We start from the raw sequence: 22,286 nt of genomic DNA, 5'->3' as shown, positions 1-22,286 counted from the left end.
AAATAAGTACTCTGTCTCAGTCTAGGCGTTTTCCTCGAATTGTTGCCGTAGTGTTGCAGGATTATTCATTAATTCAGATTGGGTGATCTCGCTTTGCGCTCCAGATTTTAACCATTTCAATTGAGCCGTGCCATTTTCCGCTTCTGAATCTCCGAGAATCAAACATGCGATCGCACCCGATCGATCGGCACGCTTAAACTGTTTTCCAAAGGCGCTGCCGCTCATGTCTAACTTCACGGTAAAGCCAGAACGACGCAAAGAGTGAGCAAGGTTCAACGCTTGAGCTTCAGCTTTTTCGCCACGCGAGACAACATAGAGATCAACAGGATTTACAACAGATTGCTGAATTTGCTGCAACAAGATCACTAATCGCTCTAATCCCATTGCCCAACCAACCGCAGGCGTTTCTGCTCCGCCTAACTGTGAAACTAATCCGTCATATCTTCCACCCGCACAGACAGTGGCTTGTGCACCCAAATCATCGGATTGAATTTCAAACACAGTATGCGTGTAGTAATCTAATCCACGCACAAGCCGAGCATTGATATTACAAGCAATACCTAAATCTTGGAGTAAGGCTTGAACGCGATCGAATCTTTGCTGCGATTCTGAACTGAGATAATCCAAAATACTCGGCGCACCCTGCAAAATCTCTTGAGTTTGTTTGTCTTTAGAGTCCAGAATTCTCAACGGATTCTTGGTAAGCCGATTTTGAGAATCTGAATCAAGTTTCTCTTGGTGCGGAGTGAGATATTCAATCAATGCGGTTCGATACGCTTGACGATCGTTCGCATCTCCGATCGAATTCAACTGCAAGGTGAGATTTTTTAAGCCAACTGATTGCAGAATATCTGATGCGATCGCGATTGCTTCTGCATCTGCTCTTGCATCTGCACTGCCTAAAACCTCAACGCCCAATTGATGAAACTGCCGTTGCCGACCCGCTTGCGGACGCTCATACCGAAACATCGCGCCTAAATACCATAAACGCTGCACATCTCCTTGAGTGTGCATTCCATGTTCGATATAGCTACGCACTACACCTGCTGTTCCTTCGGGGCGTAAGGTAATTGAGCGATCGCCTCTGTCTTTGAAGGTGTACATCTCTTTTCCGACAACATCAGTTGTCTCACCAATGCCACGTTCAAACAGATCGGTTTGTTCAAAAATCGGGGTGCGAATTTCTTGATACGCTGCTCGCCCTAAAATCTCTCGTGCGATCGCTTCTACTCGCTGCCAATTACTAATTTCTTCTGGCAAAATATCTCGCGTTCCGCGAGTCGCTTGAATACTCATATCAAAACTTGATCCGTTTAACTCACTCGCGAAATTCCCTAGCAGTCAGAGATTAGCGCTAATTCCTGACATATCTTATGACAATTCCTTGCCCGGTTTACACTTTCGTCAATCCTGTTCGGTGTGTAAATAGGCGTGTCTAGTAGTTGAACACAATAAATTGACAACTACTTCACCCGTCCCCGCTGCCAAGCCAAATAACTTTCTCGCAAATCCTGTAAGAACTGATTGCGGGTTGAGGCTTGCCATTCTTGAGCCGCATTACGCAATACTTCTGACATGGCAGGAGACGCAGGAGAAAATCGCTCGAAGCATTGCACCTTCAAATTCTCGGACATTGCCAGGGAAATTGCATTGATCATCTCGATCGCTCCCGATCCGACAATATGCGCCCCTAAAATCTCACCACTCCGCCGCACAATCAACTTACACAGCCCTGTTGTCTCTCCGGTGATTTGTGCCTGCATCAAGGGGCTAAACGGTTGCCGCAAGACCAAAACATCTTTACGATAACGTCGATGCGCTTGCGACTCGTTTAAGCCAATCCATGCACATTCAGGTTCAGTCGCCACGGATTGAATTGCTCGATCGTAATCCACTTTGAAAATCGGTAGAGTCGTCAGATTTTTCAGAACAATATCCGTTTGATAACGGGCGATCGACTGCACTGGATGCGCGATCCAATAAACTCGCGGATGATTGGTTTGTAAGCGATCGTTGAGTTGGATCGGTTCGTAAATCTCCATTGCTTCGAGATTCAGATCTGAGATCATAGGTTGCCAACCAACCGTGACAAGTAATTCATCTGCCTCGATTGTATAGTTCTCAATCTCGATCGCTTTTTTTGTACCCACTTGCTGAATTTGCTTGATATGCAGCGCATTAATGATGCGAATCCCTTCAGCTTCTAGAGCCGCTTGAACTAAGAAAGCAGCTTCTGGATCTGCCATAGTCAACAAGTGAGGTTGACGCAGCAGCATCGTGACTCGCGACCCCAATCGGGCATAGAGTTGCGCAAACTCTATCCCGATTGGATCATCGCCAATAATTGCGATCGATTCTGGCACTCTGAGTAAAAGCTGATCCGCCGTCAGATAATTAACACTTGATAAGCCAGGTGGATCAGGAATGGCAGATCGATAATCTTTTGCAATCAAATAGGCGGATGATCTCAAAAGTCTCCCATTTACGACAAATCCGGTCTGTGGCTTGCGACAGAACTCGCCTGCACCTGGAATAAATTCAATCCCTAAAGTAGCTAATTTTGCCGGGTCATAGAATTCTTGATGCGATCGATCCACCACATTCATGTAGTGCTGGATCGATTCAAACGAAAGCGATCGCACCTCAGAATTAAAAAAAGAACGGGAACGATTCACTTGATCCAACTTCTTAGTCAAGTTGGAGAGAATATGCACGTGGGGGAATTTTGGCTGACAATTTTGCGCCACAATTGCGACTCTGGCACGCTTTCGTGCAGCAGCGATCGCGGCATAAATTCCAGTTTCTGAGTATCCAAGGATTACGACATCATATTCAGCAGACATGTGCTTAGCCCATCGATCAATCGTTGATTTTCCGAGCTGAGACGTACTGCAACTCGAAAATAGCGATCGCCTAATTCCGGAAAACTAAGACAATCTCGAATAAGCATCTTATCGTGTTCGAGCAGGTCTTTCTGTAGTTGTGAAACTGAACACTCGGATTTGACTAAATAGAAATTCGCGGCTCCGAGGTGTGGAGATAAGCCTGGAATTTGGTTTAATCCTTCAAATAGCTGTGGACGTGCTGCTTGTAGCCAGTCAAATGTTTGTTTCTGGAACTCAATATCTTGGAGCACGGCTTCTGCTGCTTTTGCTGCCAAAATATTCACTGACCACGGATCACGCCGCTCTTGCCAAGTTTTCAAGCGATCCGGATGAGCAATTGCATAGCCAAATCGTAATCCTGGCAAACTGTAAAACTTTGTCAGCGATCGTAAAATCACTAAATTTGGATACTCTTGCACGTCTCCAATCAAACTTTGCGATTGGTCGGGCGGCAAGAAATCCATAAAGGCTTCATCGACAACCACCAGTTCAAATCGGTGCAGCTTCTCTAAAATCCACGATCGATCAAACAATTTCCCTGTGGGATTGTGTGGATTATTCAGCAATAGACCTGCATTTCCTAGGAGATCTGCCCCAATTGGACATGTTTTTATCTCAGCACCAAAGGCTTTCAATGCGCGGAAATAGTCCCCAAACGCTGGAACAAACAAAACGGTATTCGCCAATTCTGCTAAATCCCAACACGCCCAGGTGAGCAACTCAGCAGAACCATTACCGGGAAGAATCCAATCCGGGGAAAGCTGGTGGATCTGAGCTAGCATCGATCGCACCTGCTGATAATTTGGATCGGGATAATCCCGCAGTAAAGGCAATGCAGCTTGGATCGCTTCAATTGCCGATCGCGGTGTTCCTAACGGGTTAATACTGGCAGAAAAATCAAGAATTGCATTGGGGGAACAGTCAGCGAGACGTGCTGCCCAAGATAAATTTCCCCCATGTGCTGGACGAGCCAATGATTTTACCTGCCTGTTTCTATCGGATTGAAATTTATTCCGGAGCAACTTTTTCTTTGAACAGTTTACCTGCCGAAAATGCAGGCACGCGAGTTGCAGGGATTTCCATCTTATCGCCAGTTTTGGGGTTACGTCCTTCGCGCGCTTTCCGTTCGCGGGATTCAAACGAGCCAAAACCAACCAAGGTCACTTTATCACCTGACGAAACTGCCTCAACGATCGTTTCGATCGCTGCGGACAAGACTGCATCAGCTTGCTTTTTCGTGACACTTGCTTTTTCTGCCACTGCATCAACGAGTTCACCTTTGTTCATAGCCTTTCTCCTCAGAGAGTGATGAATGTTTTGTTTGTCTCAAATGAGACTGTTTTGTCGAATGCCGAAGATCGAATTCAGATCGGCTGAAACTCCGATTCTCTCGAAATTTCAATTGCTCATTCTATAGTCTGTTTCAAAAAAGTGAACGTCCGAAACGACTAATTTGTATGGATTTTAGGAACTTTTTTCTATTTTTTCAGTTTTAGCTGAGTATTTGTACCCAAAAAATCAGATTTCCTGATCAAACGTTGCTGAAGTTTAACGATTTTGCAATATTCATCAGCGATCGAGCGCGATCTTGATTCTCAAGGTTTCAGTCTCACGTGAGACAAGCTCGGCGCAAAATTTATTGGCAAATCAGCGATCGATTTCCTATCTCCTTACTCGGAAAAATAAATGCAGTTGACGAGTAGCTCTCTTCTTAAAGCTGATCCGGGTCAACTCCCATCTGCCGCAATCGTTCCGCGAGTTGATTCGCTCGTTGCTGAGCTTGTTCTGCCTGTTGCTGAGCTTGTTCTGCCTGTTGCTGAGCTTGTTCTGCCTGTTGCTGAGCTTGTTCTGCCTGTTGCTGAGCTTGTTCTGCCTGTTGCTGAGCTTGTTCTGCCTGTTGCCGAACCTGTTGAAGTTCTCGATCGAGTTCGTCATAACTTAAGAACTTTTCACCATTTGGGCGGTAAATCTGCATCGGATTGACCGTGACATCAAACCAAATCCCTAAACGAGGACTGACATAATTTGGAAAATCGTCAATCTCTTCAAGCGAAATATCAGTTCTGAGCCAACCGCGCAATCGGTTTGTGTCTGGATCGTAGAGATAGTATTCTTCAACTCCATAGCGATCGTAGAACAATAATTTTTGATCCATCTCCTTCTGTGTGTTGCTTGGAGACAAAATCTCGAACACCACTTGAGGCGGAATGTTGCCTTCTCGGTGCTGGACATAAGCGCCCCGTGCTGCCCCTTTGACTCCAAACGGATCACCTTTCGGTCTGCCAAAAACAACCATCGCATCCGGTGCAACTCGAATATTGGCTTTGCCTTCGACTGGATACCAGAGCAAATCGCCTGCAACAAAAATATTCGGGTAGTTCTGAAATAGAAGATCGAGATTCTTTTTGATCAAAACAATCCATTCAAACTGCTTGGTATTATCCGACATTGGCTTGCCGTCGCTTTCCGGGTAAGTTAGGTCTGCTTTGATGTCAGAAACCATAAGTTTAGAATCCATCAATTGCAAATTTGCGTTCTAACGTACCTAAGCCGAGATCTTCTGAGGTCAGCGATCGCACTTCATAGAGCGCCATCATGTCTTTTAGCCCTGGATTGCCCCGGCTGCCTCCGGTCAAACCTTTAGCAATCAGCAAGCCACAAATTCCCTTGGTTTTCTTACATCGCTGATCCCATTTTTTCCGGGCTTGGGCGTGCGTGGGATCGTCTTCTTCAAACTCGCCGAATAAATGAAGTTCCTGATTCTGCGTTTGCAGCAACCCTAAATCATAGCGATCGTCCACAAAGGGATCAGAGCCAGGATTAAAGCAAATTCCGTTCAAGCCACCTGCGGCTTCAATTTCCTCGATCATCTGTTTCGCTTTGGGACGCGACGTTTGGATCAAAATAATCGGCAATCCTTCCCCGGCTTGAGTTGGCGCTTCAAGTTGGAAATGCTGAACCGACAATCGCATCATTTCCACCATGTCCCACGGCACAACGCCTAAGCTGAGAAACGAATTTTCAGGAACGAGATCATCGCGAATGATTGGCATTGCGCTCAGATCCTCGTCTTCGTCCTCGACCATTCCATACAGTTCTTCTGCAACCTCTGGCAGCGTTGTCACTTTGACTGAAATTGTCTCGCCATCAGGAGCGGGAATTTTAAATTTGCTGCTGAGCGCCGGGAAATCCTCGTTCATCAACTTCCGGCGATGCTGTTTCAAAAACCGATGCAGCGCTTCTAAAACGGTGATGAATGCCATCGCTTCTTCATCGTAAAGAAACGATCGAATGCCTTCTAAAGGATGTAAATTGCCAAACACAGGCTGCAAGATTGGCTCAAAGCGATCTAAATCTAAATCGTCTTCGTCCTCAAAATCGTCTTCATCCTCGGTTTCATAGGTGAGAAACAAACAATCCTGGGCTAAAAATGCCTCTTCCATCCGCTCCATCGAATCGTTAGAAAGCACACGCTGACGAAATTGGCGCAGAGAATCGAGCGATCGATAGAGCAAAATTCCATACTCCATGCCCAACATGCCCATGACTGAGGCATAGACGCAGCCCAAATCCCATCGATTTAACTCAATTTCAATGATTTTATGGTCGGGCAAGACTGACCAAGGCGCGTCTTCCCAGATCACATCTGCTTTCGCTAACAATTCCTCGGCAAATTCGGGTGGAATAGAGGGCGGACGAGAATTCGTTGCATCCTGAAAACCGCGAAAAATCTCATCAATTAATGGCAAATCGGGAACGTAATCAAGTGCGATGTCGAGATCTTGAAGCACACCTCTTAAATAGAAGAGGATTTCGCGATCGCGCACGACAATTTTCTGCGGTCGGGCAGGCTTGGCTGGACTATGCGGATGTTCCATTGCCCGCAACAACGTTCGGACGATCGCTTCATGTCCGGTCTCTGGCGGCACGACATCCATCGCTCTGACGACCCCTTGCGAGCCATCCACCCAGAGAATACATTCGCCATCACTGGGTGTACTGGAATCAGACCAATTTGCCTCGATCGGCACACCAGACGAGAGCGCACGGCGATCGCCTTCCCACACCGATTGGATTTGGGGTAACTCTAACAGCCGACGATAAGTAGAGGGGTTGAGACCAGTCATAACCAAACCAGTGAACACGGTGAAGCAGTAGATTTTATCTTAGTCTGTTCCTCTTGTCTCAGCACCGATTCGCTTAAGGTTCCGCAATGTTTATTGCCAAGGCGCGTCGGGCATAGAGTTGCTAAGATGAAAGTGAATGGTCAAAGGACTTCACCTCTCCACCTTTCTACAGGAGCGATCGCATTTCTCATGACACAAGCAACTGAAACCAAAACTCCCCAACGCGGCATTCTGATGACCGATGCCGCACTTAAACATGTCCTCACGCTTCGAGAACAGCAAGGAAAAGATCTTTGCCTGCGCGTAGGTGTGCGGGGCGGTGGCTGTTCTGGCATGTCCTACACAATGGACTTTGAAGATCCCAGCAATATTCGAGACGACGATCACGTTTACGATTACGATGGCTTCAAAGTCGTCTGTGATCCAAAAAGTCTGCTCTATTTATATGGATTGCAATTGGATTACAGCACTGCCTTGATTGGGGGTGGCTTCCAATTTACGAATCCCAACGCTGACCAAACTTGTGGTTGCGGCAAATCATTCTCAGCTTAAACTAATAAATTGTTAGATCTTAGGGGTTAGTGGCAATGCTGCTAACCACTTTGTTATTGGTTGTAAATTGTCATGACTCAAACGGTTGAAACCCTTTTCGATGAAGGATTAGAGCGCTACAAAGCGGGGGAATCTCCTGAAACGTTGATTCCCGTATTTAAAGAAATCTGCGATCGCTCTCGTAAAACGGGCGCAGCTTGGACTTGCTTGGCATGGCTCTATCTTTTGGCAGATAAACCCGCTTTAGCGTTCCCTGCGGCGCAAAAAGCGGTGAAACTTGTGCCACAAGATGCTCAAGCTCGAATTAATTTAGTCTTAGCAATGTTGGACTTGTCTAAACCTGGGGTGAGACCTCATGTTGAAATGGCGCAGCAATTGGTTTTTGCTGTAGAAGAATTGCGCGAAGAAGTTCAGCAAAATATTGAAGATGGATTGACCAGAAAACCAGGTTGGAAAAGTATGGAACGCGTCAAAGCCTGGCTATTTGAGTCTTAATTTACTTCAATTTTCTTCACATTCTTGTAGAGTCAGACGTGAATTCTGGCTCTTTTTTATTGAAATTGTGCGCTCGTAAATGAGCATTTACAAACATCAGAATAAATGCAACGATTTCGTCGCATTTTTGAGTTGAAAATCTACAGATTACTTTAATCGTTGTAATACAAACATAAATAAGTTAATAGAAAACTTAGAAAGACAGTGATAGTATTTGAAGACGAGGTTAAATACCTCGTCTTTTACAGTCTTTTCGTCACTTCAGAGAGCAAGTCAAAGATTAACTTGCGTGCTTTATTTCGCAGTGTGCGAGTTTAGTTTAGCAGACTAAACTCACGTTTTCTCATTGCTTTTTAGGGTGTCGATCGACGATTTTCTTGTAGCTTAAGGAGCGGATTACCATGTCTATCGATCGAGTCGGTGTCAAACCTGGAACGCGCAATCACAAAGGCTATTTCGTACAACATGCTTCGGGATATCAATTAGTGGAAATGCACCAGTCGGGTTGGGCGGTAATTTGTTTGAATGATGCGGTATGCCATTACGTCGATCCTGAGAATCTGCAAATTTCACGCGAGAAGGATTTCCCATCGGTTCATGAACTCTAATGTATTGACTTTTTTAATGTGCGATCGGGTTGAGCTATCTTCAGTTTCAACCCGATTTTTGTTAGGGTTAGAATCGCTGATGCATTGTGTTGGGTGATGAAAGAAACGGTTTTTAAGTGGCTGAATACAGCCTTGATGCTGAATTTATTTTTTGTGCTGCTGTGTTTTGGCTGGTTCGCGATCGCGCTCATTGGCAATGCGGCAAAGTTTCCTTTGGGGCTGAATCTTTGGCTTTCACTCTGGACTCCAGTGGTTCAACCTGCGTTAGGAATTTTGATGGCAGGCGCATTAATTAGTGGATTAAGTAGCTGGGTGATGAAACGCCTGAATCCAAATTAATTAAACCCATGATCACCAACCTGCGATTGCGATAGCCACTCCCCATGCGGCAGTTGCTTCACGGTCTTGTTGGGATGCAGTTCCATTGTTTCAAGGAGGAGCCTCGTAGCGTCCTTCGCTCCAAGATGGACGACCTTCATTATCGAGCCAGATCAGTCTGCACTGACCTCTTCATCACAAACCTACACCTGTAATATCCCCTCGCTCCAAACGCTAAAATCCAAAACACAAGTACCCAACCCGATTTCAAATCGCGATAGCATTGGAGGATGTTAGATCTCTTGTTAATGGCTAGTGTTGGGTTTTTGGGCAGCTTCGGGCATTGTCTGGGCATGTGTAGTCCGCTTACCGTTGCATTCTCGCTGTCGAACGATCGCACTTCTCGCTTTGCGCAATTGAGATTCAATCTTCTCTTGAATGCTGGACGGGTGATGAGCTACACCCTAGTCGGAGCCGCGATCGGGGCGCTTGGATCGGTGCTGATCGCGGGTGGACAACTGGCTGGGATTGATAGTGCCTTGAGACGAGGACTCGCGATCGTGACCGGGTTACTGCTCATTTGGTTTGGTCTTGCGAATATCAATCCAACTTGGCTGCCGCAAGTTCCGATTCTGCATCCAATTCAGGGAAAATTGCACGATCGCTTGAGTCAACGCTTGGGCGACTTTTCACGATCGCGAAAATGGTGGACTCCGGCAATCCTTGGTCTAGTTTGGGGGCTGATTCCCTGCGGATTTCTCTATGCGGCACAGATTAAAGCCGCAGAAACTGGCAATGCCTTACAAGGCGCACTGACGATGCTGGCATTTGGCGGAGGAACTGCGCCAATGATGATTAGCACTGGATTATTTGCGGGGGCATTGAGTCGCGATCGCCGAAGTCAACTGTTTAAATTAGCGGGTTGGATAACTTTGACGATCGGTCTTTTGACCTTGTTTAGAAGTAGCGATATGGTGGACTACACCGGACATGCTGCTTTAATTTGTTTAATGGTCGCGCTGATTGCGCGACCGATTAGTCGGATTTGGGCGGCTCCGTTGCGGTATCGGCGAGCGTTAGGCGTGGGTGCATTTGTGCTGTCCTGTGCGCATATGGGACATTTTTTGGATCACACGTTTAACTGGAATATTTATGCGATCGCATTTCTGCTTCCCAATCAACAAATTGGAATGTGGGCAGGGATAATTGCATTGGGGTTGATGATTCCCCTAGCGTTGACAAGTTTCGATTTTGCTGTTGCTAAATTAGGCACGGCATGGCGAAAAATCCATCTCGTTAGCATTCCTGTCTTAATTCTCGCTGTGATTCACACAAGCCTTACGGGATCGAATTACCTGGGTGAAATTAACTCTGATTTTATTCATCGCTTCCGAGTCGGAATTTTAATCTTTCTTGTGATTACAGTCTTATTGATTCGACTACAAATTTTTTGGTCGCTCTTCTCTTTAGAAAAGTTCTATGCTGCATCTAAACGATAATTTAATTGCTCATAATATTAAAACTTCTGGCAATGTTGCTGCGACTTTTCACATCGAGCCAAACCATAATCCAAAAGTCGGTGAAGTTTCACAAGCTTGGTTTGCACTGACTAAAGCGGGTGGAGAAATCATTCCGCTCGATCGCTGTAACTGTCAACTCAAAGTGATCTCTAAGAATACAATCCTCAAACAACCGCAATTAAAAGCTATTTCAGCCGAGCAATATCAAGGCATTCCAGGTGCAGACATTACGTTTCCAAAAGCGGGAATTTATACCCTGGAAATCAGCGGCACTCCTAAGCAAGCAGACGACTTTAATGAATTTCAATTTGCTTACGAGGTGACAGTTCAAGCTGGAACTGCACCGCAATCTAGCCCTGTCGCTGCAACTCCGATTCAAACCACCCCACAGACGAATTGGGTTTTGCCTGTCGGACTGAGTGCGATCGTGCTTTTAACGGGCGCTTGGATTGTAAAAAGAACCCTTAAAAAATAGCAGAACCCAAAATTCGAGTCACAATGAGAAATGCCGAATTTTCCGAATGTGACCCATGATTGATCACGATGTCATTATTGTTGGGGGCGGGCTGGCTGGATCACGTGCAGCGCTGGAAATTGTCCGCACCAATCCTAGTCTCAGCATCGCCGTTGTTGCCAAAACCCACCCGATTCGATCGCACTCGGTTGCCGCACAAGGTGGCATGGCAGCGTCTCTTAAAAACGTCGATGATACTGACTCCTGGGAAGCACATGCCTTTGATACTGTTAAAGGTTCGGACTATTTAGCTGACCAGGATGCAGTCGCAATTTTGACGCAGGAAGCTCCAGATGTCGTGATCGATCTAGAGCATATGGGCGTGCTGTTCTCGCGACTGGCGGATGGTCGAATTGCTCAACGCGCATTCGGCGGACATTCTCACAATCGCACCTGTTACGCAGCCGATAAAACAGGACATGCGATTTTGCATGAATTGATTTGTAACTTGATGAAGTACGGAGTCAAGATCTACGAAGAATGGTACGTGATGCGTCTGATCTTAGAAGACGGTCAGGCGAAAGGGGTGGTGATGTATCACTTGCTCAGCGGACATATCGAAGTCGTTCGCGCCAAAGCCGTGATGTTTGCAACGGGAGGCTATGGACGGGTTTACAACACCACGTCTAACGATTACGCTTCGACAGGTGACGGGTTAGCGATGACTGCGATGGCAGGATTGCCGCTCGAAGACATGGAATTTGTTCAGTTTCATCCGACGGGTTTGTATCCGGTTGGGGTGTTAATTTCTGAAGCTGTTCGGGGTGAAGGGGCGTATCTGATTAACAGCGATGGCGATCGCTTTATGGCAAACTACGCTCCGAGTCGGATGGAGCTTGCCCCACGCGATATTACCTCCCGTGCGATCGTGTCTGAGGTGCGAGCCGGACGTGGCGTTAAACCCGATGGAAGTCCGGGTGGGCCTTATGTTTATCTCGATTTGCGACATATGGGCAAAGAGAAAATCATGAGTCGCGTCCCCTTCTGCTGGGAAGAAGCCCATCGCTTAGTCGGGGTCGATGCAGTGACGGAGCCAATGCCAGTTCGCCCAACGGTGCATTATTGCATGGGCGGTATTCCCGTCAATACAGATGGACGAGTTCGAGCGAGTGCCGACGAGCTAGTCGATGGATTTTTTGCAGCAGGCGAAACGTCTTGCGTCTCGGTGCATGGGGCGAATCGATTAGGCAGTAACTCGCTGTTAGAATGCGTCGTGTATGGGCGGCGAACCGGAGCCTCGATCGCGAAATTTGTCCAAGGTCGGAAAGCTCCGGATCTGAATGCCGATCACTATATCACAGAAGCACAAGCCCAAATTCAAGGCTTATTTAATCAATCTGGACAGTACCGGATTCACGAAATTCGCCAAGCTTATCAAGACTGTATGACCGAGCATTGCGGTGTGTTCCGGACTGATGAAGTCATGCAAGCTGGATTACTCCAACTGCGGGAATTGCAGCAAAAGTATAGTCAGATTCGCCTCGACGATCGGGGAACAAGCTGGAACACGGAATTGATCGAAGCGTTGGAACTGCGATCGCTCTTTGTCGTCGGTGAGATGATTCTGTTCTCGGCGATCAATCGCAAAGAGAGCCGAGGCTCCCATTTTCGCGAAGACTATCAGCAGCGAGACGATGCTGCATTCCTCAAACACACATTAGCTTACTATTCAGCAGCAGGCATTGATATTAACTATCTACCCGTGGTGATTAATCAATTCGAGCCACAAGAGCGGAAGTATTAAATTCGGCTGTGTAGAACTTTAGCGCGGAATCTGAATGATAAACTCTGTCCCATAATCCAGCACCGAATGGCATTGCAAAGTGCCCTGATGCCGTTCGGTAATGATTTGATAGCTAATCGATAGACCTAAGCCAGTGCCTTGACCCACAGGTTTAGTCGTGAAAAATGGATTAAAGATATTTTTGAGGGTTTCTTCCGTCATCCCTGGTCCGTTATCAGCGATGCGAATGACAACAGACTTTTCTTGCAGTTCCGTATCGATGTGAATGGTTGGAACAGAATAAGTCTGGAGTATATCGAATAGCTTCGTGCCTGGTCTGTCTGTCCGTGCTGCGAGTGCATGACAAGATGTGTTGGTGCGAGTTGCTTGCTTATCAGGTGCAATTGCTTCGATCGCGTTGACCAAGATATTCATGAAGACCTGGTTGAGTTGACCGACATAGCACTCGATGAGGGGAATCTGTCCGTAAGTCTTGACGACTTGAATCGCAGAGCGATGATTTGTTGCTTTTAATTGATGGTCTAGAATGACGAGCGCATTATCGATGCCTTCATGAATATTAGCGGGTTTGAAAGCTGCTTCGTCTAAACGGGAGAAGTTACGCAAAGACAGAACAATCTGCTTAACTCGGTCTGCCCCAGCTCGCATTGATGAGAACGTTTTGGGGAGATCAGCTTTGAGAAATTCTAGATCGACCTCTTCAAGTTTGGCTTGAATCGCGGGTGTCGGTTGATCATAAGTCGTCTGGTAAAGCTCCAACAGATCGAGTAAATCTTGTGTATAAGCGGTCGTGTAAGTAATGTTGCCGAAGATGAAACCAATCGGATTATTAATCTCGTGGGCGACTCCAGCAACCAATTGACCGAGAGAAGACATCTTCTCGGTTTGCACGAGCTGTAATTGAGCTTGCTTGAGACTTTCGTGCGTATGAGTCAGTTCGGCTAATGCTTGGCTCAGACTGGCTGTACGTTCTTGGACTTGCTCTTCGAGATAATGTTTTGCTAATTGTAGTTCTGCTGTTCGAGCCTCAATTTTAGATTCGAGGTCGGCATTTGCTTGTTCAAGGCTAGTTTTTGCTTGTTCTCGTTCTATGATCACAGCAGAGAGCACTAGCATCATCAAGGTGATTGCACCAATAAAGGCTTGCAGCAACAACAATGTCTCGTTCAGCGTGCTGCGATTAAAAGAACTAGTTCCGTGAATTGTTCCTGCGAGTGCAAGTCCAGCAACTAGGAGAATCGAGTAATTTGTGAACCGCTGCCCAAATCGTAGTGCTGCCCAAACCAGTAAGGGAACGACCATATACTCGATCGGATATGCCATGCCAAAAGCAATAATCCCGACGATCGAGATCAGCACTAACCAAATCCCAACTTCTCGCAACTGCTTAAATTGTCGAGAAGTTTCAGGAGAATGATCTGGGTGCACCAGCAGGCGAGCAATAGATGCAATATCCAATGCATTCTTTTGCGCTGATTTGAAAGTTTGTCCTAACCATTGCCAGGTTGCAATGCGATCGAGCCACATCAAAATGAGGAGCGGCGCAATCACCAAGACTCCAATGTAGTCTCCAAGCCAGAACGTGATCCAGCTATTGAGAAAGTTATTCGGTGAAATGAGTCCACACAAGAGCATCGTTCCGGCTCCAAGGGTGGGGCTAATCATGCAGCTGAATAGTTCAATTCCCGCAAACTTGAAGACGTTCTGAGCTTTTTGAAACAATAGGTCTGCTCCAACCCAGCGGCGAAGTAACCATGCTCCTACTAATGCTTGCAAAACAGAACCCGTTGCAATGCCTAATCCTGACACCATCGACATTGCCCCATTGCCCGTATTCACCCACAGAGGCCACGCTGCTGCGATTAATGCAGCAATCCATATCCCGACTGCAAGCTGATCCCCCCAGCACAACAGCACTGCAACGGCAATGCCAGAGGGGGCGTAAACAGGCGTAATAAAGCCAGGTGGAATGGCGAGATATTGCCCCAATTTGGCTGTAATGTAGTAGACTAATGCGGTTCCGACTAGTCGATAAATGAATGCAGAGGGCTTAGGGGCTGCGATAGAGTTCATTGAATCTTAGTGATAGACACAGTTGACTAGTAGACTGAATGGAGACTGAGCCGAGCAGTTTCAATATTCCCAGAATCAGTTCAAGGTAAGCATTGCCAACGATGTCTAAAAGCTACTATGCAGCTATGAGATTACTTTGCGCCCAAAGACTTGGATCACTTTCTGTTCAACGAGGCTTAATGGCTGGTGATCTGAATTCGGATAAAACGATTGCTGGATGAATTGTATAGCGCTAGAAAGCGATCACAACAAAAAAGGGGATCAAGTTGGTCCCCTTTCAAAGTCAATTCTCTTAACTTAATTCACGGCCCACCAGCCTGCTGCCGGACCGACAAATCGAATCACGAGCCACGCCACAACGAGCAGGATAATTCCAGTCCATGCCCCCGTCGTTGTCCAATTCATAAATTTTTGGGTTTGAGTCTTTGTGACTGGCAGCCAGGGAGCAATCTTTTGCTCTTTGCCATACTCTTCACCCAGCGCTTCTTTACGACGTTTTGCTTCTCCCATAAGGTTGAAAAAAATGTTTGAGTGTATTGATTCTGATCATATCGCGAATGCTTATTCGTCTACAGGGTTGAACAAGCTCGAATCCAAATAAGAAATCCGCGCAAATGGGCTGAGTGCGGTCAAAACTTGAGCACCATAGCTTCGGTGTAAAACGCGGCTATCTAAGATTGCGACAAACCCTTGACATTCTCGCACCGGAGCAATCGATCGCTGTAGCTCACTTAGCGCTTCTGGTAGGAGATACAGCCGAAACCAATCTTGACGATGCTGTTTGTAATAGGCAACGCGACCTGCAACCAGCGGATGTTCGAGCGAAGGAATCGGTAAAGTCGCGATCGCGAACACATATGGTGCAGGCAAAACTCCCTGATGCTCTCGCCAAAACTCCCAACCTGTGACTAAAATCCCGTTTTCTTCCAAACATGTGCGCTCAACTTGCACTCTCGACCCAAACTCAGCCGCCAAAATTGATCCCACTTGCGATCGCAGCGGCGTATCCCCGACCAAAATCACGGTTAATCGCTGAACCGAGGCGGACAGACTCAGCAACGATCGCAATTCTTTCAGCAACGCTCCTTGAAACTGAGGCGTATTAGGCAGCGGAATTCCTTCGGGCTGATAAAGCTGAATCAGATCTTCTTGGCGATCGAGGGCGAATTTCAAACAGGTCAAATCGTCATCTAAGCCCACATTTGATCGATAAATCTCTGCATCTGTATCGAGATCCAACGCGCCCCCGATCAGAACCGTCGGCTGCTGTGTCCAAATCGGCTCTAGAAACGAAGCAATCTTCACCGGAGTGCAATGCAGCGAAAACTGTCCAGCTTGCCGTAAAATCGTCACCCAAACTAAGCGATCGTTTTGCTGTAACTGCTCAAAAAAATGCGCCCAATTTGGCGGCAATGTCTCAGTTAAGTAAAATTTGAGTTCGAGTAAAATATCGCGTTCAGCTTGCTCAATCAAATAGCATTCGTAAGGATTAGCAGGATGTTGAAAAATTGCTCGAATCAGTTGAATCCGAGAATCTCGAATCAAATCGGCTTGCGCTGGACAAGCCAGCATCAGCGCTTCCCAATCGGCTGAATCGAGTTGCACGGTTAACAGATCGCGCGTCCAAGATTCGAGATCATCCACTCCGTCAATAATTGTCGGAATTCCAGTCGGAAATCTGCCCTCGGAATTTAAGCGATCGCTCAACCAAGCTTCAGGCGTTGTAATCAAAATGCCTTTGTAATCGGGAGCCGGCCAGCGATCGCCCGTTTGAATCGGTTTGGGATACTCAATCCACTGCCGCAATCGGGGAATCTCGACTCTTAAAATCCGTTGCTGAATCGCTTCCGGCACGACCAGAACCACTGGTTCTTGCCACATCAGCAAGGGCACAAGATAACTGAGGCGATACCGTCCCTGAAGATCACCCGGTGTCCCGGTTTGAATCAAGGCACTCCGTCCAATCCGAAGCGCCCGCGCGACCAGACGCGCCATCGTCAAATGGTGCGACCAGTACAATTCGCCTTGTTCTCTGAGAAAGGCGCGGAGTTGTTGATGGACTTCTACCTCAATCACAAAGTCACCCGATTTGGAACTAAATCATCATTTTGACACACTCATTCAAAACCCTGCGGTAAGTTAATTTGCTTTTGGGGAGAGTGGGGAGTGGGGAGTAGGGGACTTCCCACCTCATCTAAAAGATTCTCAATCGCGGTCGCAAAATGATAGGCTCTAATAAAAGCTGTGTATTGCGTTTGCTCGATCCAGTTGGGAGGGATTAACAATGAAACGTTTGATTCGCGTTTTGGCGATGGTGAGTTTGGTGGTGGGCTGTCTGGGCTGGTTTTCCCAAGCGGCAGTCGCAGCAAACTTGAATGGAGTCACCGTGTTGGCGGCTGAGTACCGCAATGTGGTCGAAGATAAGATGGCAACCGAATTCGGTAAGAAACTTGACCTGAACAATACAAACGTTCGGGCTTTCCGCGAATTGCCAGGGCTATATCCGACTTTGGCGGGATTGATTATTAAATATGCGCCGTATGAATCTGTGGAAGATGTTTTGGATATTCCAGGACTGAACGACAAGCAGAAAGAAGTGCTGCAATCGAATTTGGATAATTTCGTTGTGACCGAAGTGTCTAAAGAACTCGTTGAAGGCGGCGATCGCTATAACAATGGCATTTATCGCTAATTGACGATCGAGAAACTTGTCAACTCGACGCTCTCTACAGAATTCAATGTCTGTGGGAGCGATTTTTTTATATAGGAAGCGTATGTTGCAGTCTGCGTATGATGTGCTGGTGGTTGGAGCGGGGGCGGCTGGTTTATATACGGCGCTCTGTTTGCCGTCTCAATATCGGGTGGGGCTGATTACCAAAGATTCGGTAGCACGCTCGGCGAGTGATTGGGCACAAGGCGGCATTGCGGCGGTGATCGATCCTCAAGATTCAACCGATTTGCACATTGCGGATACGCTCTCGGCAGGGGCAGGGCTGTGTGATGTCGATGCCGTGACGTTTCTGGTGGAGCACGCAGCAGACTGTATTCACAATTTGGTGGATTTGGGGGTGGCATTCGATCGACATCACAATCAGTTGGCGCTGACGTTAGAGGCGGCACATTCTCGACGGCGAGTGCTACATGCCGCAGATACAACGGGTCGTGCGGTGGTGAGCGTTTTGGCAGAGCGAGTGCTGGAACGCGAAAATATTCAGACCTTGGATCAAACGTTTGTTTTAGATATTTGGTTGGATGAGCAAAATCGCTGTCAGGGCGTTTGCTTGATTCACCATTCACAAGTGCATTGGATTCGCGCTCAGGCTGTGATTTTGGCAACAGGCGGAGGTGGACAGGTTTTTGCTCAGACGACAAATCCGGCAGTCAGTACAGGCGATGGAGTGGCGATCGCGCATCGAGCCGGAGCGCTGCTGCGCGATCTAGAATTTGTGCAATTTCATCCGACGGCTTTGACGAAACCAGGCGCACCAAGATTTTTGATTAGCGAAGCGGTGCGAGGCGAAGGAGCGCATTTAGTCGATCGAACAGGACATCGATTTGCGTTTGATTACCATCCAGCCGGGGAATTAGCGCCGCGCGATGTGGTGAGCCGGGCGATTTTTAATCACATTCAGAAAACGGAATCTGATCCGGCGAGTGCCAATGTATTTCTCGATTTGCGTCCCATTCCCGTTGAAACGATTCAGCATCGCTTTCCAAATATCATTCAAGTCTGCCAAAAATGGGGGGTAGATGTTTTCAAAGAACCGATTCCGGTTGCTCCGGCGGCGCATTATTGGATGGGCGGCATTGGGACGGATGTGGAGAATCGAACCTCGATCGAGAATTTATATGCAGTGGGTGAAACTGCCAGTACTGGAGTTCATGGCGCAAATCGTTTAGCCAGTAATTCGCTGCTAGAGTGTTTGGTGTTTGGCGCACAATTTCGATCGCTCCAACTCGAACCAATCTCAGCCCAGACCGTTGCAGAGATCGACTCGATCGCAGATGTAGAATTTACCTCGATCGAGCAACTTCGGGCTGCCTTGCCGCGATTAGTGTGGCAGAGTGCAGGCATTTCGCGAGACCAGAAGACTTTAGAAAGCGCGATCGCTCAAATCGAACTCTGGCAGCATGACTTTTTGCAGCTTCCGCTGAGTCAAGTCTTAATCCATCTCAAACCGCAACAGGCAGTGAAACTCCAGGTTTCAGCATCAGAATTGCGGGATTGGGGAGAGTTATACAACTTACTCGATGTCGCGCATTTGATTTTGAAAAGTGCCCACTTGAGAACGGAAAGTCGGGGCGGACATTATCGATCGGACTTTCCCGATACTTTGAGTGAATGGCAAGTGCATACGATCGTGCAGGGGGAGAAATGGTCTACTGCTCCAATTCGGCACTAGGCGCAATGTTCTGAGAGCCAATTCTCTAAATCTGCCAAGCTTGTGAAATCGAGTAAGGCTTCACTCAGGTCTTCAAGAATGGGGAGCGGGAGCGTTGTGAGTTGAGAGCGAACTGATTCAGGAAGCTCTTGCTGGAGTCGTCGGGTTAATTGTCGGGAAACAAGCGCGATCGTCTGCTCTTCGCGCCCTTCTTCTTTCGCTTCTCGAATCGCACGGGGTTCTTCAGATAAATTGATTCCGATCATTGCTCTGACCTCTGCTCGACTTAAGGTTGAAAACTTGTAAACCATGATCGCGGTCACGATATCTATTATGTCGTTTCTCTCGCTCAGCGTTAGTGGTTCTTGCTCGGCTCGAACTAATAAGTTTCGAGCAAATTGAGGAGCTTCGGCTTCTGGTTTGATCGTCAGAACCAAGGCGGCAACGAGCAGCGGCAAAGATTGCACATCGCCTAATTCATCAAGGTAAATGCGATGAACTTGCTCGCCGTTTAAGAGGGAACGGTGAGGATACTGCTTGCTTTGCTCTAAACTTCGTGAGGGATAAATCACCACCGCTTGCCAATCTGAGAAGCGAGAACTGTTTTGATAAAAATACAGCGACGATTCGCTAAATAGGCGTTCATAGAGTTTCTCGTCTTTCTGGAATTGAATTTCGCAGAAATAGACAATGCCAGATTCATCAGATTCAGGCGGCAGAAATACGCCATCAATTTCAAATTTCGGCTCTTTGACTGCAACAGAATCAAATCGATACTCTGCTGCATTCGCGGGTCGAGTCTCAAGCAACTCAAATAATAGGACTGGAGATTGCTGAAACAGTTTGTAGAAAAGGGGATCGCGCCGCATGTCGAGCTTTGATAAGACTCGATCAATTGTACTGCTTTATCCTCTGACAATTTTTAAGATTTTCGTTCCTTGTCAATTGCCGCAAACCTTCTAAGATGCGATGGCGACAATTTTGGATGCGAGACATGGAAATGAAACCGCCTTTACCTCCTTTCACCTTAGAAACTGCAAAAGCAAAAATTCAAGCGGCGGAGGATGCTTGGAATACCCGCGACCCCGATCGCGTTGCACTGGCTTATACTGAAGATTCGCAATGGCGGAATCGAGCAGAATTTTTGAGCGGACGAGAAGAAATTCGAGCGTTTCTCAGACGCAAATGGAACAAAGAATTGGACTATCGGCTGAAAAAAGAACTGTGGAGCTTCACCGAAAATCGTATCTCTGTCAAATTCGCCTACGAATGGCATGACGATTCTGGGCAATGGTATCGCTCTTATGGCAATGAGCAATGGGAGTTTGCAGAAAATGGGCTGATGCGACGACGAGAAGCCAGTATTAATGATTTACCCATTCAAGAATCCGATCGACAATTTCGTTGGGAACGTTGAACTCCAATTCACGATCCTAAAAGACAGGGCAATTTTGGTGCTGCATTTTGAATAAGAGCAGATACACTCTGAGATTGTGCTGAACTTGTCGAGTTCCTCTAAATTCATCTATGCGCGTGAGTTCTTTTCGTCGGTTTCAACTGGGATTCGTGTTTGCGATCGTCACAACCAGTCTGCTTGCCCAAGGGGTTTGGCGTACGGTTGCAAAGGCAGATTTTCTCCCATACTGTCAGCAAACTTCAGCGACGATCGCACAAAAAGATGCGGCGCGTCGGGCAGCACTCAAGGGCGGAGCAGAAGCTCAGCAGAAATATCAGCAAATTCTCACGCAACAGGCTAATCAGTTACGGCAATGTCGGAATCAAAACTGGCTGAAAACTCAGGGCATTTGGTTGCGCTTGTATGCCTGTGATGCAAGGCCTGGAGGAATTGATGAAGTCCTCGATCGCATTGTCGATCGAGGCTATAACGAAGTGTATGTCGAGACATTTTTTAATGGCATGGTTTTACTACCAACGTCGGACAATCCGACGGCTTGGCAGTCGATGCTTCAGTCTCCAAGTAATGTAGATCTACTGGCACAGATTATTCAGAAGGGTCGCGCGCGCGGCTTAAAAGTTTATGCCTGGATGTTTAGCATGAACTTCGGGAATAGCTATGCAAATCAGCCAGAAAAGCAAGTTTCACTGTTACGAAATGGGCGCGGGCAGACCAGTTTGACGGCAAATACATTGGCAGGGTTAAGCACAGAACTGGGAAGTTTGAATCCGAATGAAGCGTTTATCGATCCGTATAGCTTGCCTGCCAAACAAGACTATTACCGGATGATGCAAGCAGTCCTAAAACGTAAACCGGATGGGGTGTTGTTCGATTACATTCGCTATCCGCGCAGTCAAGGGACAGCATCGATTGCCACGAAGGTTCGAGATCTTTGGGTGTTTGGAGATGCGTCCCGGAAAGCGTTAGTCGATCGTGGGTTGAATAATAAGGGACGAGAACTGATTAAACGGTATCTCGATCGTGGTGCGATCAATGCAAGTGATGTGGCAGCAGTCGATAAGCTCTTTCCGAGAGAGAAAGTTCCGATGTGGCAGGGGCGCACCTCGGCAGCGATCGATACTCGTGGGTCTGTCGCGCAGCGGGCAAGAATTTTGCAGATGGATCTGTGGCGGTTGAGTGTGGCTCATGCGATGCAGGGAGTGGTCGATTTTCTCAATGTTGCAACTTATCCGGTTCAGCAAGTAGGACTGCCTGCGGGGGCTGTATTTTTTCCAGAAGGCAATCAGATGGTTGGGTTGGGATATGATTCGCGGTTACAGCCTTGGGATCGGTTTCCCAAAAATATTGCTTGGCATCCAATGTCGTATGCGACTTGTGGCAAGGCGGATTGTGTTGTGAAACAAGTGCAGCGCGTATTGTCGCTAACACCTGCGGGGACAGAGGTGAAACCTGTACTGGCTGGAATTTGGCAGATGTCTGTGAGTAATCGTCCGCCGTTAGAAGTACAAATGCAGGCATTGAAGTCGCTTTCGCCGCGAATTACTTCGATTAGCCACTTTGCTTATTCTTGGCAGGAACCGCGATCGGATCAAGATCGCAAATCTTGCTCACAGCGGCAGTTGTGAGGAGATTTCCCAAGCTGGCTCGTCGA

Annotated in this window: 21 protein-coding genes; 11 read left to right on the top strand and 10 right to left on the bottom strand. The window is 47.3% G+C overall.

All coding sequences use genetic code 11. From position 1 onward, the window contains the following. Positions 1 to 21: 21 nt before the first annotated feature. The 6 genes from hisS to LEPBO_RS0120670 all read right to left on the bottom strand — a co-directional run bounded on the left by hisS (position 22) and on the right by LEPBO_RS0120670 (position 7,012). Positions 22 to 1,296, bottom strand: a complete 1,275-nt coding sequence (gene hisS / locus LEPBO_RS0120700) for a histidine--tRNA ligase (protein WP_017289485.1) — start codon at positions 1,294 to 1,296, stop codon at positions 22 to 24. Between the two features lie 167 nt (positions 1,297 to 1,463). Continuing rightward, positions 1,464 to 2,843 carry an FAD-dependent oxidoreductase gene (locus LEPBO_RS0120695; RefSeq protein WP_017289484.1) on the bottom strand — a complete coding sequence of 460 codons (1,380 nt, stop codon included), beginning with the start codon at positions 2,841 to 2,843 and terminating at the stop codon, positions 1,464 to 1,466. Then, positions 2,819 to 3,859, bottom strand: a complete 1,041-nt coding sequence (gene cobD / locus LEPBO_RS0120690) for a threonine-phosphate decarboxylase CobD (protein WP_017289483.1) — start codon at positions 3,857 to 3,859, stop codon at positions 2,819 to 2,821. The genes LEPBO_RS0120695 and cobD overlap by 25 nt, the downstream gene beginning before the upstream one ends. Before the next feature lie 34 nt (positions 3,860 to 3,893). After that, positions 3,894 to 4,187, bottom strand: coding sequence for an HU family DNA-binding protein (locus LEPBO_RS0120685; protein ID WP_263970850.1), 294 nt, complete (start codon positions 4,185 to 4,187; stop codon positions 3,894 to 3,896). Positions 4,188 to 4,596: 409 nt separating this feature from the next. Further along, entirely contained in the window at positions 4,597 to 5,388 is a 792-nt protein-coding gene (locus LEPBO_RS0120675) for a Uma2 family endonuclease (protein WP_026148793.1), read from the bottom strand. 4 nt (positions 5,389 to 5,392) lie between these two features. Beyond that, positions 5,393 to 7,012, bottom strand: coding sequence for a DUF6930 domain-containing protein (locus LEPBO_RS0120670; RefSeq protein WP_017289479.1), 1,620 nt, complete (start codon positions 7,010 to 7,012; stop codon positions 5,393 to 5,395). A gap of 126 nt (positions 7,013 to 7,138) precedes the next feature. Here LEPBO_RS0120670 and LEPBO_RS0120665 point away from each other — a divergent pair, with 126 nt between their 5' ends. The 7 genes from LEPBO_RS0120665 (at position 7,139) to LEPBO_RS0120630 (ending at position 12,763) form a co-directional block, all read left to right on the top strand. After that, positions 7,139 to 7,564 carry a HesB/IscA family protein gene (locus LEPBO_RS0120665; protein ID WP_317135188.1) on the top strand — a complete coding sequence of 142 codons (426 nt, stop codon included), beginning with the start codon at positions 7,139 to 7,141 and terminating at the stop codon, positions 7,562 to 7,564. Between the two features lie 72 nt (positions 7,565 to 7,636). Continuing rightward, positions 7,637 to 8,059, top strand: a complete 423-nt coding sequence (locus LEPBO_RS0120660; RefSeq protein WP_017289477.1) for a tetratricopeptide repeat protein — start codon at positions 7,637 to 7,639, stop codon at positions 8,057 to 8,059. Positions 8,060 to 8,460: 401 nt separating this feature from the next. After that, positions 8,461 to 8,667: a hypothetical protein gene (locus LEPBO_RS0120655; RefSeq protein WP_017289476.1), complete on the top strand. Its 207-nt coding sequence runs from the start codon at positions 8,461 to 8,463 to the stop codon at positions 8,665 to 8,667. 96 nt (positions 8,668 to 8,763) lie between these two features. After that, positions 8,764 to 9,006: a hypothetical protein gene (locus LEPBO_RS0120650; protein ID WP_017289475.1), complete on the top strand. Its 243-nt coding sequence runs from the start codon at positions 8,764 to 8,766 to the stop codon at positions 9,004 to 9,006. 269 nt (positions 9,007 to 9,275) lie between these two features. Then, positions 9,276 to 10,484, top strand: a complete 1,209-nt coding sequence (locus tag LEPBO_RS0120640; protein WP_017289473.1) for an urease accessory protein UreH domain-containing protein — start codon at positions 9,276 to 9,278, stop codon at positions 10,482 to 10,484. Next, positions 10,465 to 10,980: a hypothetical protein gene (locus LEPBO_RS0120635; protein WP_017289472.1), complete on the top strand. Its 516-nt coding sequence runs from the start codon at positions 10,465 to 10,467 to the stop codon at positions 10,978 to 10,980. Before LEPBO_RS0120640 ends, LEPBO_RS0120635 begins: the two co-directional genes overlap by 20 nt. 55 nt (positions 10,981 to 11,035) lie before the next feature. Next, the gene (locus LEPBO_RS0120630; RefSeq protein ID WP_017289471.1) at positions 11,036 to 12,763 is read left to right on the top strand and encodes a succinate dehydrogenase/fumarate reductase flavoprotein subunit; all 1,728 of its coding nucleotides are present in this window, start codon (positions 11,036 to 11,038) and stop codon (positions 12,761 to 12,763) included. Between the two features lie 18 nt (positions 12,764 to 12,781). Here the strand turns inward: LEPBO_RS0120630 and LEPBO_RS40210 are convergent, their stop codons facing one another. From LEPBO_RS40210 to LEPBO_RS0120615, 3 genes are all read right to left on the bottom strand, one after another. Then, entirely contained in the window at positions 12,782 to 14,836 is a 2,055-nt protein-coding gene (locus LEPBO_RS40210) for an MASE1 domain-containing protein (protein WP_017289470.1), read from the bottom strand. A 297-nt stretch (positions 14,837 to 15,133) separates the two neighbouring features. After that, positions 15,134 to 15,346: a DUF2839 domain-containing protein gene (locus LEPBO_RS0120620; RefSeq protein ID WP_017289469.1), complete on the bottom strand. Its 213-nt coding sequence runs from the start codon at positions 15,344 to 15,346 to the stop codon at positions 15,134 to 15,136. 51 nt (positions 15,347 to 15,397) lie between these two features. Further along, entirely contained in the window at positions 15,398 to 16,912 is a 1,515-nt protein-coding gene (locus tag LEPBO_RS0120615) for an ATP-dependent DNA helicase (protein ID WP_017289468.1), read from the bottom strand. A 208-nt stretch (positions 16,913 to 17,120) separates the two neighbouring features. On the opposite strand from LEPBO_RS0120615, the gene psbU reads away from it, so the two are divergent. Further along, complete coding sequence (gene psbU, locus LEPBO_RS0120605) at positions 17,121 to 17,528, top strand: photosystem II complex extrinsic protein PsbU (RefSeq protein ID WP_017289466.1); 408 nt, start codon at positions 17,121 to 17,123, stop codon at positions 17,526 to 17,528. Positions 17,529 to 17,610: 82 nt separating this feature from the next. Then, positions 17,611 to 19,239, top strand: coding sequence for an L-aspartate oxidase (gene nadB / locus LEPBO_RS0120600; RefSeq protein WP_017289465.1), 1,629 nt, complete (start codon positions 17,611 to 17,613; stop codon positions 19,237 to 19,239). Here the strand turns inward: nadB and LEPBO_RS0120595 are convergent. After that, on the bottom strand, positions 19,236 to 20,087 hold the full coding sequence (locus LEPBO_RS0120595) for an Rpn family recombination-promoting nuclease/putative transposase (protein WP_017289464.1): 852 nt from the start codon (positions 20,085 to 20,087) through the stop codon (positions 19,236 to 19,238). The genes nadB and LEPBO_RS0120595 overlap by 4 nt on opposite strands. Positions 20,088 to 20,212: 125 nt before the next feature. On the opposite strand from LEPBO_RS0120595, the gene LEPBO_RS0120585 reads away from it, so the two are divergent. Continuing rightward, positions 20,213 to 20,635 (top strand): nuclear transport factor 2 family protein, encoded by a 423-nt coding sequence (locus LEPBO_RS0120585; RefSeq protein WP_026148792.1) that lies wholly within the window; start codon positions 20,213 to 20,215, stop codon positions 20,633 to 20,635. A gap of 110 nt (positions 20,636 to 20,745) precedes the next feature. Beyond that, entirely contained in the window at positions 20,746 to 22,260 is a 1,515-nt protein-coding gene (locus tag LEPBO_RS0120580) for a glycoside hydrolase family 10 protein (RefSeq protein WP_017289461.1), read from the top strand. The last annotated feature ends 26 nt before the right edge of the window (positions 22,261 to 22,286 follow it).

The organism is Leptolyngbya boryana PCC 6306 (genome assembly GCF_000353285.1).
Taxonomy (GTDB): Bacteria; Cyanobacteriota; Cyanobacteriia; order Leptolyngbyales; family Leptolyngbyaceae; genus Leptolyngbya; species Leptolyngbya boryana.
The sequence above is the reverse complement of the archived record's forward strand: the minus strand, read 5'-3'. Positions and strand labels throughout refer to the sequence as shown.

Excerpts from the sequence above, each read along its gene's own strand:
- hisS (WP_017289485.1), bottom strand. The coding sequence starts at position 1,296 with ATGAGTATTCAAGCGACTCGCGGAACGCGAGATATTTTGCCAGAAGAA.
- LEPBO_RS0120695 (WP_017289484.1), bottom strand. The coding sequence starts at position 2,843 with ATGTCTGCTGAATATGATGTCGTAATCCTTGGATACTCAGAAACTGGA.
- LEPBO_RS0120675 (WP_026148793.1), bottom strand. The coding sequence starts at position 5,388 with ATGGTTTCTGACATCAAAGCAGACCTAACTTACCCGGAAAGCGACGGC.
- LEPBO_RS0120670 (WP_017289479.1), bottom strand. The coding sequence starts at position 7,012 with ATGACTGGTCTCAACCCCTCTACTTATCGTCGGCTGTTAGAGTTACCC.
- LEPBO_RS0120665 (WP_317135188.1), top strand. The coding sequence starts at position 7,139 with ATGAAAGTGAATGGTCAAAGGACTTCACCTCTCCACCTTTCTACAGGA.
- LEPBO_RS0120660 (WP_017289477.1), top strand. The coding sequence starts at position 7,637 with ATGACTCAAACGGTTGAAACCCTTTTCGATGAAGGATTAGAGCGCTAC.
- LEPBO_RS0120655 (WP_017289476.1), top strand. The coding sequence starts at position 8,461 with ATGTCTATCGATCGAGTCGGTGTCAAACCTGGAACGCGCAATCACAAA.
- LEPBO_RS0120650 (WP_017289475.1), top strand. The coding sequence starts at position 8,764 with ATGAAAGAAACGGTTTTTAAGTGGCTGAATACAGCCTTGATGCTGAAT.
- LEPBO_RS0120640 (WP_017289473.1), top strand. The coding sequence starts at position 9,276 with ATGTTAGATCTCTTGTTAATGGCTAGTGTTGGGTTTTTGGGCAGCTTC.
- LEPBO_RS0120635 (WP_017289472.1), top strand. The coding sequence starts at position 10,465 with ATGCTGCATCTAAACGATAATTTAATTGCTCATAATATTAAAACTTCT.
- LEPBO_RS0120630 (WP_017289471.1), top strand. The coding sequence starts at position 11,036 with ATGATTGATCACGATGTCATTATTGTTGGGGGCGGGCTGGCTGGATCA.
- LEPBO_RS40210 (WP_017289470.1), bottom strand. The coding sequence starts at position 14,836 with ATGAACTCTATCGCAGCCCCTAAGCCCTCTGCATTCATTTATCGACTA.
- LEPBO_RS0120620 (WP_017289469.1), bottom strand. The coding sequence starts at position 15,346 with ATGGGAGAAGCAAAACGTCGTAAAGAAGCGCTGGGTGAAGAGTATGGC.
- psbU (WP_017289466.1), top strand. The coding sequence starts at position 17,121 with ATGAAACGTTTGATTCGCGTTTTGGCGATGGTGAGTTTGGTGGTGGGC.
- nadB (WP_017289465.1), top strand. The coding sequence starts at position 17,611 with ATGTTGCAGTCTGCGTATGATGTGCTGGTGGTTGGAGCGGGGGCGGCT.
- LEPBO_RS0120595 (WP_017289464.1), bottom strand. The coding sequence starts at position 20,087 with ATGCGGCGCGATCCCCTTTTCTACAAACTGTTTCAGCAATCTCCAGTC.
- LEPBO_RS0120585 (WP_026148792.1), top strand. The coding sequence starts at position 20,213 with ATGGAAATGAAACCGCCTTTACCTCCTTTCACCTTAGAAACTGCAAAA.
- LEPBO_RS0120580 (WP_017289461.1), top strand. The coding sequence starts at position 20,746 with ATGCGCGTGAGTTCTTTTCGTCGGTTTCAACTGGGATTCGTGTTTGCG.